General features: G+C 58.1%; 10 protein-coding genes. All 10 read left to right on the top strand.

What is annotated here, in order from left to right; genetic code table 11:
* The first annotated feature begins 128 nt into the window (after window positions 1-128).
* The 10 genes from SGJ19_00860 (at window position 129) to SGJ19_00815 (ending at window position 11,839) form a co-directional block, all read left to right on the top strand.
* The gene (locus tag SGJ19_00860; GenBank protein MDZ4778784.1) at window positions 129-1,529 is read left to right on the top strand and encodes a hypothetical protein; all 1,401 of its coding nucleotides are present in this window, start codon (window positions 129-131) and stop codon (window positions 1,527-1,529) included.
* On the top strand, window positions 1,522-3,627 hold the full coding sequence (gene cas10 / locus SGJ19_00855; protein ID MDZ4778783.1) for a type III-B CRISPR-associated protein Cas10/Cmr2: 2,106 nt from the start codon (window positions 1,522-1,524) through the stop codon (window positions 3,625-3,627). The genes SGJ19_00860 and cas10 overlap by 8 nt, the downstream gene beginning before the upstream one ends.
* A complete protein-coding gene (locus tag SGJ19_00850; protein ID MDZ4778782.1) occupies window positions 3,624-4,892 on the top strand; it encodes a type III-B CRISPR module-associated Cmr3 family protein in 1,269 nt (422 codons plus the stop codon). The genes cas10 and SGJ19_00850 overlap by 4 nt, the downstream gene beginning before the upstream one ends.
* A gap of 26 nt (window positions 4,893-4,918) precedes the next feature.
* Window positions 4,919-5,116 (top strand): CopG family transcriptional regulator, encoded by a 198-nt coding sequence (locus SGJ19_00845; protein ID MDZ4778781.1) that lies wholly within the window; start codon window positions 4,919-4,921, stop codon window positions 5,114-5,116.
* 81 nt (window positions 5,117-5,197) lie between these two features.
* A complete protein-coding gene (gene cmr4 / locus SGJ19_00840) occupies window positions 5,198-6,169 on the top strand; it encodes a type III-B CRISPR module RAMP protein Cmr4 (protein MDZ4778780.1) in 972 nt (323 codons plus the stop codon).
* On the top strand, window positions 6,166-6,783 hold the full coding sequence (gene cmr5 / locus SGJ19_00835) for a type III-B CRISPR module-associated protein Cmr5 (GenBank protein ID MDZ4778779.1): 618 nt from the start codon (window positions 6,166-6,168) through the stop codon (window positions 6,781-6,783). Before cmr4 ends, cmr5 begins: the two co-directional genes overlap by 4 nt.
* Complete coding sequence (gene cmr6, locus SGJ19_00830; protein MDZ4778778.1) at window positions 6,780-9,227, top strand: type III-B CRISPR module RAMP protein Cmr6; 2,448 nt, start codon at window positions 6,780-6,782, stop codon at window positions 9,225-9,227. Before cmr5 ends, cmr6 begins: the two co-directional genes overlap by 4 nt.
* 2 nt (window positions 9,228-9,229) lie before the next feature.
* The gene (locus tag SGJ19_00825) at window positions 9,230-10,510 is read left to right on the top strand and encodes a TIGR02710 family CRISPR-associated CARF protein (GenBank protein MDZ4778777.1); all 1,281 of its coding nucleotides are present in this window, start codon (window positions 9,230-9,232) and stop codon (window positions 10,508-10,510) included.
* Window positions 10,503-11,087, top strand: a complete 585-nt coding sequence (locus SGJ19_00820; GenBank protein ID MDZ4778776.1) for a hypothetical protein — start codon at window positions 10,503-10,505, stop codon at window positions 11,085-11,087. Before SGJ19_00825 ends, SGJ19_00820 begins: the two co-directional genes overlap by 8 nt.
* A gap of 11 nt (window positions 11,088-11,098) precedes the next feature.
* Window positions 11,099-11,839, top strand: coding sequence for a putative CRISPR-associated protein (locus SGJ19_00815; protein MDZ4778775.1), 741 nt, complete (start codon window positions 11,099-11,101; stop codon window positions 11,837-11,839).
* Window positions 11,840-11,868: the final 29 nt, after the last annotated feature.

Raw genomic sequence — 11,868 nt, 5'->3', positions numbered from 1 at the left:
CGGTTTCTCCTATGGTTTAGCGACCCCGTCCCTAACGGGACGGAGAAGAAACCGCCACTTTCTTCAACTCAGAGTTTCAACAGCTTCCGGGACATTCCCGTCCTGGCGCTTCTCTAGGAGTAACCTAAATGTCCAGCATGCTGTTTATTTACCAGGGCGCGAACACACCCTACGCCATCTTGCAGCGGGTTGCAGATAGCTTTGTTCGCAATGCATCCACTGGGGCTTACACAGATTACGTAGGTGCGAATCGCAGTGTTTACGCGGAGGCATTGGCGTTAGTTGGGGACAGCACTGACCAGTACGAATTCGTGTTTGATACGGCGGACTTTCAGGGCTACGTTACTGTCTACACGCACACCGGAACGGCTGCCGACGGCGACACTCTCTTAGAGGGGCCTTATCCGGTAACTTACGATTTTAGTGCGGATACACTCACGGACGGACTCGGTGCTAATGCAATTGTGGATAGCGCGGCGATTGCTGCGGCTGTTTTGGAGGAGTTTAACACGAACACCAAACAACTGACGCAACAGCGAGCCGTGGCCGCCTTGATCGGCAACGACGCAACCACACAACTCGTCACGACCAACGCACCGAAAAACCCGATCGCCTTGCCTACGACTGGCGACGCAACGGTAACAGTGCTCGTTACGATGACCACGGCAGCAGGAGTCGCGATCGAGGCGGACAATCTCACCTTTACCGTAAGCAGCGGCGACGGCACGGGCACGCCAGTCGTCACACTAGTAGGAGATGTTGATGACGGCGTAGCGACCGTAACGGTGGCCCACGACCAAGCGGGCACGTACCGAATCAACTTCGAGGCGGCCAGCGCGGGCCCGCCGTATCTACGGTCTGGGCTATGTCTGATAGTGAGCGATTACGCGAATAGGCCTTTTATCCCGCCTATCCGCCGATCCCGGGTTGTAATGATCGAAGGCGAATCGAGCGACACGCCATTGAAGCTTCTGGAGAAAGTCGGGCGCGAGTTTGTCCGATATCGAACTTTCGGAGTCTCTGGCAATGATGGCCAGCGCCGCAACGTTCTGGGTGAAGTGGTCGCTCAACCGATTTTCCAGGATGACCATGATGCAATGTATAAATACCTCTCCGTGGGTACATGTCCTCCTTGCCCTCCAAGGCGCTCCGCGTTCGGTTTGCCGCACAATTACTTTTTCAAGAGTCTGTCGGCGACGAATCAAAACATTAAAGCGGAAGTCACCCCGAACACGCATGACAGGCGAGCGAGTCCGTTCCTTATTCACATTCACGCACCAGCCACTGCAATTCCGATTGCAATCTGCACAGTGTTGCCAAGTGAGTATTTGCCCTCAGGCGAGTCAATTCGCGTTTCGGACACTTCGTCTGGTCACGCACTGACACGACGTCGATTCGCAGCGTCAAGACAGAGCCTACCAGCTGACTTTTATCAGCCCATTCACAGTTTTTTGGATCGGTTCCTGAAACGCAGTGCGTTGACGGAGTCATTCGGTATGATCCAGCAAGTGAGGCCCACTGATGGCTGACACACAGCGGTTACAATTCAGCATTGGGCCCGTGCAGGGGTTTGTTGCGCAGTCGCGGCGGACGAGGGACCTCTGGGCCAGCTCGTTTATGCTGTCGCACCTTGCGGCAACCGCGATTGAAGCTGTGCGAACGTCTGGCGGCACACTCGTATTGCCCGCATGGGACGAGGAAACTCGTGGAGCTTGCCAGAACCATTATTTCGGGACGGTTCCGAATCGCTTTGTGGCAGATTTTTTTGCTGACGATGCCGAGTCCGCGAAACAAGACGCAAAAGTTGCGGCCGACGCAGCACAGCAGTCGCTGCTGGCAGTGTGGAACCAAATCACCAATGTCATTCGCGATAAGTTCGTTTCACCCGTTGTGGGCGCTGGTGATGGCACGCTTGAAATCTGGGAACGGCAGGTGGCAAATTTCTGGGAGATCACATGGATTGTTTGTTCGGTCGAAGAATCAAGCACACTGTTGGCCGCTCGCAAGAACTGGCGGACGACACCTGCGACCGTCGAACCGGGCGACCATTGCACGATGATGAGCGATCGGCAGGAATTGTCCGGCTGGATTCGCTCGCAGGCAAGTCGCAAGCAGGACGAGTTCTGGAAGGTACTGCGTTCGAAGCTCGGGCCGCTTGATCTGGCCGACGATGAGCGACTCTGCGCGATTGCTCTGATCAAGAGGATGTTTCCAAAGGTCGCGGAACAAGTGATCGACCGGAAGCTGGACCACAAAAGCTGGCCGTCCACAGCCTACATCGCTGCAATTCCCTGGCTGATCGCAGTCGCAGAGAACCCTGACACACAGGCTGCAGCTGCCGCATTCGCAGTCCAGGTGAAATCGCTCGCAGAGAATTCCCTTGGTGAACGGCAGACTCGGATTCCGAAACTTCAAACATTGAAGCAGCAGCGACGGACGGGCGACTTCCTGAGTCTTGATGGCAACTTCTTTCAGCGAGCGGCGATCTCAAATCCGAAAGTCACACCGTACGATCCGCCTTTGGACGATGCCGCCGACAAGCAGGCTCGACGAGACTTGCAGACATCCCTGAAGAAATTGTGCGACGACGTTGGCGAGAAGCCATCAGCGTTCTACGCGATGCTGCTCATGGACGGCGATTCGATGGGTGCGCTGCTCGGCGAGGCTCGGAAACTGCCTGGCGGGAACGGTGAATCGCTCGCGACAAAGGCACTCAGTAATTTTTCAATCGGCGTTCCGCACATCGTCGGACAACACTACGGTGTGACAATTTATGCGGGCGGTGATGATGTGCTCGCCATGCTGCCGCTCGACTGTGCGTTGAAATGTGCATCGCAGCTTGCCAAGGCATACCAAGCGGAATTCACATCAAAGATCGGGGCGGAAGCGGCGAAACAGGCAACGCTTTCCGGTGCGGTCGTCTACGCGCACTATCACGTCCCGCTGCGTGACGTTCTCAAGACTGCTCATCACATGCTCGACGATGTGGCGAAGGACGCGACCGGACGCGACAGCCTGGCGATTGCCGTGTTCAAATCGAGCGGCATCACGGCCCAGTGGTCGGCCCCGTGGGAACATATTCGTGACGTCGGCGTCGCAGCGAAATCGGACAACATCGTCGATGCGCTGAGGATCGACCTTGGCGGACAACCCTTGACTTCATGCGATCTGGCTGAATCGCTCAGCGACTCGAAGCCCGGTCACGGAGTGGCCGAACAACGATCAGCCGAATTCTCATCCGGCTTTCTCTACAACGTCCGCGAACGGTTTGCCGCGCTGACCGATAAGGCGCTCACGAGACCGGGCGAGTTCGGACGCTTGTCGCAGGAACTTTGCGATAATGGCAACGACTTGTTCAAGAGCGTCCTCGTTGCTGACTATTTGCGAGGCAAGCAGAAACGCGAAGCGGAAGGCGGAACAGCTGAGGAACGGCATGAAGAACGATTGAGCCTCGCCAAGGCTGCAATCGACCGGCTGCTCAAGCTGAGCCAGCGCGTCACACGTGATCGCCTCGAAGGCAGCAGTCCGCCGAAGTTTAAGTTGAAGCACCACCGCGACACACTGGGCATTGATGGCGCACTCGTAGTTCGATTCCTGGCGAATGACGGAAAGGAAGATGCCGAATGACGACGGCGAAAATGACTCCGGGTGCTCACGCTTCCAGCTCTGAAAAGGCGATTTCCTCGCGGACCATCCTGCTAAGCCCGATCGATGCATGGTTCTTCCGTGACGGGCGACCTTACAACAGTGGCGAATCGAATCAAACAGATGTGGCCAGCCTGTTCCCGCCACCGGCGACCACAGTCGTGGGGGCACTTCGCGCGGGACTGGCCCGAGAGAAGGGCTGGGACGGCGTGAGCAACTGGTCAACACAGCGCAAACTGGCGGATGTCCTCGGCGATGGCTTTGAAGGCAAGAAAGCACTCGGTGCGATGCGCTTTCGCGGTCCGTGGCTGGTTCGTCGGCAGGATGGCGGAGCATACGAGTCTTTGTTCCCGATGCCGCTGCATGTGCTCGGCAAGCCGGGGCCGAAGCAGTCGCGTGACGACGGCTCATGCGATCACGACAAGCCTTACGGCAGCAATGAACCGATTTGGCAGCCTCAGTGCCTGCTCACTCCGGCTGACGAGAAGAATGCAACGTCGTGCGATCTCGGTGACGTGCGCCTGCCGATGACATCGTCGGTTCGAGCTCATCCATTTGAGAAAGACGGACTCAAGGAACCGTCGTCGCAGTGGGTCACGCAGCCGGGACTGAAACTTATTCTGAGTGGTCAGTTGCCAACGCAGGAACACGTCGTCGAAGCCCGCGACTTGTGGAAGCACGAGATTCGGGTCGGGCTCAAACGCAACGAAGAGAAACGAGTCACCGAGCAAGGCGGTCTCTACAGCCCGCGATTCGTCCGGCTGGCTCGCGATGTTTCGCTGGCGATGACAGTCAATGATCTGCCCGAAGATTGGCACATCCCGAAGTTACTGGCTCTCGGTGGCGAAGGCCGCATGGCGGACTGCTCGCCGATTGCAGGCTGGGCACTCTGCGCGTCTCCGGCGAAGGACCATCGTCGCTTCACCGTGACGCTCCTCACACCGCTGATGCTTCCCATTGATCCCGACGGCACCGTCCGACAACCAGTCATTGGCCAAGAGCTTCCGGGGTTGACCGGCTCGCGCATCGTTTCGGCTTGTGTCGGCAAATCGCATTCGATCGGCGGCTGGGACAGTACGAAACGCCAGCCGCTGCCGCTGCGACCTGTGTTACCCGCTGGCTCAACCTGGTTCTGCGAATGCGATGCGAAAGATTGGCCATCTTTGAGTCAAAAGCATGGCCAGCACATCGGTGACAAGAGGCCCTTTGGTTACGGACAAATCGTGCTGGGAAATTGGCCGCAATGAATTCACGTTTCCCGAAGGAACACAACATGAAGACGAATGTCGAAGTGAAACTCGCGGAAGATTTGCTCGCGGAAGCACGCAATTTCGTGAACGAAGGCTGCGCCAATAGTCTCGATGAACTGCTTGCCGAAACATTGCGGAGATACTTGGATTCCCATGCTCCCCAGCTCACGGAAAAATTCATTCTTCAGGATGTCGAATGGGGGTTGCATGGCCACGACTGACTCCCCGCAACGAGTCGTCGTCAGCCGTCTCGCCAAATCCGAGCCCGAACATTCCGCCCTCAATGAAGGAGACCAATCGCTATGAACAGCCTGATCCTCGGCCTGCTGGCCGAAACGTCGATCCATCCCGGAGCCGGCCAATCCGCCGGCTTCTTGGACCTGCCCGTCGCCCGCGAGGCCGCAACCGATTACCCGGTGATTGTTGGCTCCAGCATGAAGGGCGCGTTGCTTGATATGGCCTATCAGTCTGCAAGATGCGCGGCATTAGCAGAGGGCAAGAGCGACGACGAAGCCAAGAAGATCGCTCGGGCTAAGGTGGAGGCGATCTTTGGCAAACAAGACAATGCTGGCACGCTGTTGGTCTCGGATGCGCGATTGATCCTGTTGCCAGTCCGCAGCTTGAAGACGCAATACAAGTGGGTCACTTGCCCGCATCTCATCGAACGCCTGTCGCGTGATCGTGCCCGCGAAAACTGTTTAACCGCCACGCCAACGGCGTGCGCGCCGGGAGTTGACTCGCTCACGACTCTCCGCTCTTGCCTCACGGCAACGACAGAATCAAACCCAAAGTATCTCGGCGCAGATGACGGCGAACTGTTTCTCGAAGAGCGGCAGTTCTCGCGAGCGACTCCGCAAGGCGATCTTCCCGAAGGACTCATTGAACTCGTTCGAGGTCTGATCCCCGATCAACCGCACTACCAATCAACCCGCGACCGCATCGCCTCACAACTCGTCGTCATCTCCAACGACGATTTCGTCTGGTTCGCCCGCTACGGCTTGGCGGTCAATGCTCGCAACAAGCTCGATGAGACGAAGAAGACCAGCAAGAACCTCTGGTACGAAGAGACGATCCCACCCGATGCCCTCTTCTACTGCCTGCTCGCTCAGAGAAATGACAAGGCAGTTGTCGAGAACGACGACGCGCTGATGGTCGCTCGCAAACTTTTCGAGTGCCGGCCGTACCTGCAAGTCGGGGGCAACGAAACCGTCGGCCAAGGCTGGTTTGCGGTCGCATTGCCGAAGGCTGATCAGGCGAACGGAGGTGCTGCATGAGCAAGAAGAACAAACACAAGGGGCAGTCGTCGGTTCGTCAGAATGATCAGCAGAAGAAACCGGCTGCGGCAGGTTCCGGCGGTCAGTCGCACTCTGTTTCGAGCACACCATCAACTACCGCCCTTAAACCTGAGTCACGAGATTTCAGCCAGATGCCAGCTCAGCAGAAGTCGGCCCCGCCTGCGTCTCTTTCGAAAGCGCCGCCGCGACCGACTCTCGAACAACAACGCGCCGCGCATGCACTCGACAAGGTCAATGGAGTGAAGAGTGAAAGATTAGCCGGGGACTACAAGAGCTACTGCGAAAGCCTCTCGGCCACGATCGTCATGAACGGACTGGGGCAGGCGTGTGCGACGTTGCTGGCTCAAGCCAAAGGGAAGACGGGCGACGACGACGCACATCGCCGGTTGTTTGATGACCTCGAAGACTGGCTCTGCGGAAAGCAGGCGCGAGTGGGACTGAGCAAGCCGCTCATCGACTCGCTCGTTAAGTCAGATCAGACGATCTACTGCCATGCGCAGGCCGAGGCTTTGGCCTATCTGGTCTGGCTCAAGAAGTTCGCGCAGGCATTCCTTTCGAAAGCTGACAAACCAGAGAAGGGAGGCCGGGAATGAACCGTCCGCTGTATCACGGCAGTCAGTCTGCAGCGTTCGATCGCAATAAGTCCAACACGGGACTTTGGTACGACAAGTTCTGCAACACATGGAACGGCAATTGGATTCGTCCCGATAACGAGAAGCTCGACATCGAGAAGCTCGACTGGATCAAGTCGGTTGTGGGCACGGTTGGCAGCAATGACCAGCTAACTCAACACGCCGCGCGGCAGCGCGAACTTGCAACGAAACTTGGCGGCCTCGCGTTACCATTCGTCACCGCCACGCGTTTTGCGACCGGACTCGGGCGCGAACATCCCATCGAGATTGGCTTTGCATGGCATCACACACTCGGCACTCCGTACCTGCCGGGTTCGAGTGTCAAAGGTGTGCTGCGGGCATATGTCCGCGAGTGCTTTGGCAAGGAAGTCGCCAGCGACCTCTTCGGTCCCGATGACTTTAAAGCCGAGCACTGCGTCGGCAAGTGGATCTTCTTCGACGCCATTCCGAGCAAACCGGTGACGCTCGAAGCCGACGTCATGACGCCGCACTACGGCCCGTACTATCAGGGCGATGCCGCGCCCGGAGACTGGCACAACCCGGTGCCGATTCCGTTCCTCGCCGTCGCGCGCGAGCAGCAGTTTCAATTCGCGTTTGCTCCGCGAGGTAACGATTCCTACACACTGCCCGACGGCACTCACGTCGATAACGACAAGATCGCGGAATGGCTCACCGCCGCGTTGCACTGGCTGGGAGCGGGAGCCAAGACCAACTCCGGCTTCGGCGTCTTCCGCCCGGCTGAAGAGTCTTCGTTATCAAATCTTGTGAGCGGCAAGGCGCTAGCCGCCGGTTCTGCTCCCGACGGGCCTTCAAACAAGCCCGCATCATCAGAGTCCGCGAGCAGCAAGGCTCCCGGTCAGCGTTTGAATTTCAACGCCACATTGGAACTGGTCACACCGGCCTTCCTCGCCGGAGCGGACCAAACTGACGCCACCGACTGCGACCTGCGTCCCGCCACGCTGCGCGGCCAGTTGCGTTACTGGTGGCGGACTCTGCACGCGGGCTATCTCACCGTCGCTGAACTCCGTTCGTTAGAAGCCGCCCTCTGGGGTAGCACCAAAGAAGCCGGAGCCATTCGTGTCGTCGTTCAACGCAGAACGAAGGGTGAGCAACAACCCGATTGGGTGCCGGGTAAGCGTGAGGCGTTGAACAAGAAAGATCAGAGGGTTCTGCGACTGGCCCCAGACTTTGCGAAAGTGCATGACCTGGCGGCTGCACCTCAGAGGCGCACGCAAGGATTCCTCTATCTGTCGTTCGGCATGGATGAGATGCCTGCTGGCAAGCCGAACGAACGCAAACGCCGTCGCTGCCGCCTCCCCGGTTCGGAGTGGGAAATCTCGGTCGTCGTCAGAGCCGGATACTACTTGCGCCCCGGCGCGGCGAAGGATGAAACGCCGCAGTCGATCGACGCGAGTGTCATCGAGACACAGGCATTGGCTGCATTGTCGCTGTTGTGTCAGTTTGGTGGAGTCGGCTCAAAGAGCCGTAATGGTTATGGCTCACTGAAGCTGAGCCGTGTTGTGTCAGAGACGCTGGAGCACAAGCGGGCATTGACGCCTGAAGAAGCCGAAGAGTCGGCGAACAAGCTGCGCGCGTCCGAGAAACTGCGGCTCACCAACTCGCCACTCGAGCCCTCCGAACTCAGTGTGTTCAACGATCGCCTGATGCTTGCTCCGATCCCAACGCCGTGGCTTAACTACTGGAAAGTTCTGGATGAACTCGGCTTCGCCATTCAGGACTTCGGCCAGTCGGACGGTCAAAAGCGGACGTGGATCAAGGAAGCCTTCGGCCTGCCTCGGAAGATCGGACAATCGGATAACGATGGCAGGGCGAAGTTCGCTTTCTCCGGAAGCACCGACAAGACGCAGCAAGCTGTCGTCTGGCTTGGCCAGCATCATCCGCATCTGGACAGTCGCAGGGCCGAAGACATGCGGCACGCCAGCCCGATCCACTTGCACATCAGCCGCAACGACAACGGGACTCACTCGATTGGAGTGATCGCTTTTCCCAATCGCATCCTGCCCGACTACCAGACGAGCCGCGACGAGTTGCAGGCGTTGATCGAGCATTTGCAAATTGAATTACCGAAACGAATTGCAAAGTCCGGTCCTCCCAAGCCGCTCCCGAAGACGTCAATTGGGACAGCATCAGCCAGTATCAAACGCCCGTCGGGAACGCCGGTGAAAGTCACCATCGTCAGCGTGCGGGAGAAGGGTGGCTTCGAGGTTCAGGAAGAGGGACGTCCGAAGGGCGTGCTCAATCTCGGCCCCGTTCCCACTCTGCCGCCCAGCGTCAGTGATGTGGTCGAAGTGCAGATCAAAGACGACACCAAGTCGCCTCAGTACCAGTGGCCAAAGCCAGCAACCGCAGCCTCCACGAAATCAAGTAACGGGAAGAAGAAGTAGCGATGAAGTCAATTCTCATACTCACGGTCGGAGGTTCGCCGCAGCCGCTGGTGACCAGCATTCGCTCCAATCAGCCGGACTTCGTGTGGTTCGTCTGCTCGGACGATGTTGCGAAGAACAAGGGCAGTTATGTCGAAGCGGTCGGGGAAGGGCTGGTTTGCAAGAGCAGCTTCAAGGTCGAGCATCCGGACTCACCCTGCATCGCAACTCAGGCGGGACTGATACCGGAACGCTTCGACCACATGCGCATCGCCGGATTCGACAACCTCAATGATTGCTACCTGCGTTGTCTGGAACTCATCGAGAAGCTGCATCGCGAGTATCCCGACGCGAAGCTGATCATCGACTACACCGGCGGAACGAAGTCGATGACGGCGGGACTGGCGACAGCGGCTCTCGATGACGGACGTTGTGACATCGTGCTCGTCACCGGTGCGCGGCAGGACTTGCGGGCTGTCACCGATCAGACGCAGTTTGTTCGCCCCGTGCAGGTCTGGGACGCGCAGGTGAAGCGCACACTGCGTCATGTCGAAAACTTGCTCGGGAGGTTCGATTACACCGGTGCGGCACGACTCCTCGAAGAAACATCCCGACGCTTCGCCAGTGACAACACCGTGCAGACCATCCAGTCCTGGCTGCTGGCTTGTCGAGCGTTTGAAGCCTGGGATCGATTCGATCACCCGACCGCTCGCACATTGCTTCAGCCAGAGAATGCGCAATGGAAGAGTTACCTCACCTTCCTCGCGATGCTGATTGATCAACGTGGACACGGTTGGGAACTCGTCGAAGATCTGCTGATGAACGCGCAGCGACGCGTCGTTCAACAACGATACGACGACGCCGTAGGACGTCTCTATCGAGCACTCGAACTGACTGCACAAATCTGGCTGGAGAAGAAGCACGGCATCGTCACTGGCAACGTTGATCTCGATCGCATTCCCGAATCCATTCGTGGGGCGATCGCGTCGCGAGGTCACAGCGATGGAGCCATCAAGATCGGCCTTGTCGATGCCTGGTCGGTCGCCGCCGCGTTCACGGGCGATCCGCTCGGAGACGCGTTTTCAAAATCAAAGTCGAAGTTATTGAGCTTTCTGAAAACTCGCAATGAATCCCTGTTCGCTCACGGCAGCCGACCAGTCAGCGAAACCGACTACACCACTCACGGTCGCTTCGTCGAAGTGTTCTTGTCGGAAACCATTGCGACGGCTGTTGACCAACTCAAGCTCCCCCGACGCGCCACACTTCAACAGTTTCCCGTCCGAATTGACGTGCCGAATGACTGACAATGCTCCACAGATTCCTGTGTCGAAATGGCGTCATGCTTGGCAGAAACAACGAGCCATCATGCTCTGTGCGATAATTGCCGTCATCGTTACTGGGCTGATCGTCCAGCCTTGGAAACAACAGCCGTGGCTGGCTTGGTGGCAGTGGATGGACGCCGTTTTCGGTGTGGCCACGCTGGCGGTCGCCCTCATCGTTTGGTGGGGCGAGCTCACCGAGAACTGGGAGCACAATCTTCCCAAGCGGCTACGAGTCGTCTTTCTCTTTGACAACCAGCCGGTCCTCGTCTGCGAAGACGCGCCGCTCATCACCGAGACCGACATTCGGGCGATGGCGCAACAGATCGGCAAGCAAATGAATGACAATAAAGAACTCTCATTACGTCCGTTCTTCGAGCCGTTGTTACCCATCATTGACCGCCAATCGAAAACTGGCCCTGTTCGCCGTTATGAGATTCGAATGACGCTCAAAGAACTGCCGACGTCACTGGCTGAACGGCGAAATTCCGATCCGTCTCTGATACGCAAAGTCTGGCCCGTTGCTAACGGGGTTGAGCAGGAGACGTTCGAGAAAGTCTGAGGAAACATCACATGCCTCGCACTTTTATTTGTTCCACCGGCACGAGTGCCGCCAAGTTGCTGGTTGATGTCACCGGCAACCGGTTGCCCCCGGGACGGCTGCGCGAGTGGGTGACTCAGCAAGGCGGCAGTGATGCGGCCGCGCGGCAGATGCTCGCGTCGTTTCAAGAGGTCGAACCGAGTGGGGACGGGCTGCATCAACAACTTTCGGCAGAGATTCATTCGCTCGTCAGGATGAATGTCAGCGACGACAATCGCGTGTTGTTGCTCAGTTCTTCAACGCCCGAGGGGCTGGCGTGTGCGCTGGCGGTCGAGGGGTATCTCAAGCGGCATTGGCGCGGGCTGGAGGTGGTCACGGAACCGGTCAACGGCTTGCAGGTTGATGACGCCGAGCAGTTCCGCCGCGTCGGTGTCGTCGAGTTCACCAAGCGGTGTCTGCGGGAGATCAATAACTATCACGCGCCGGTCAGCGGGCAACCGGCCAATGTCGTGCTCAACCCGACCGGCGGCTTCAAGGCGCTGGTGCCGTACATGGTTCTCATCGGGATGATCAAGGAAGTCCCCTGCCGCTACATCTTCGAGCGATCGACCACGTTGCTGGAACTCCCGCCGTTGCCGGTCGAGTTCAGTCGCTCGCGGTTTGAAGCCTTCAAGTCCCTCTTTGAACGCCTCGAACGCGAGTCACGCCAAGTGGTCGCGGCGACGTCCCCCCACGCCCGCGCGGGCCACGTCGATATGCCAGACGATCGTTGACAGGGCCTTTGTCCGCACCGTATCTACGG

The sequence above is a fragment of the Planctomycetia bacterium genome, assembly GCA_034440135.1.
In the GTDB taxonomy this organism is placed as follows: Bacteria; Planctomycetota; Planctomycetia; order Pirellulales; family JALHLM01; genus JALHLM01.
This window is presented reverse-complemented; position numbering and strand designations above follow the sequence as displayed.

Bases quoted from the DNA above. Each gene is read 5' to 3' on its own strand.
- SGJ19_00825 (MDZ4778777.1), top strand. From the start codon at position 9,230: ATGAAGTCAATTCTCATACTCACGGTCGGAGGTTCGCCGCAGCCGCTG.
- cas10 (MDZ4778783.1), top strand. From the start codon at position 1,522: ATGGCTGACACACAGCGGTTACAATTCAGCATTGGGCCCGTGCAGGGG.
- SGJ19_00850 (MDZ4778782.1), top strand. From the start codon at position 3,624: ATGACGACGGCGAAAATGACTCCGGGTGCTCACGCTTCCAGCTCTGAA.
- cmr4 (MDZ4778780.1), top strand. From the start codon at position 5,198: ATGAACAGCCTGATCCTCGGCCTGCTGGCCGAAACGTCGATCCATCCC.
- cmr6 (MDZ4778778.1), top strand. From the start codon at position 6,780: ATGAACCGTCCGCTGTATCACGGCAGTCAGTCTGCAGCGTTCGATCGC.
- cmr5 (MDZ4778779.1), top strand. From the start codon at position 6,166: ATGAGCAAGAAGAACAAACACAAGGGGCAGTCGTCGGTTCGTCAGAAT.
- SGJ19_00845 (MDZ4778781.1), top strand. From the start codon at position 4,919: ATGAAGACGAATGTCGAAGTGAAACTCGCGGAAGATTTGCTCGCGGAA.
- SGJ19_00860 (MDZ4778784.1), top strand. From the start codon at position 129: ATGTCCAGCATGCTGTTTATTTACCAGGGCGCGAACACACCCTACGCC.
- SGJ19_00815 (MDZ4778775.1), top strand. From the start codon at position 11,099: ATGCCTCGCACTTTTATTTGTTCCACCGGCACGAGTGCCGCCAAGTTG.
- SGJ19_00820 (MDZ4778776.1), top strand. From the start codon at position 10,503: ATGACTGACAATGCTCCACAGATTCCTGTGTCGAAATGGCGTCATGCT.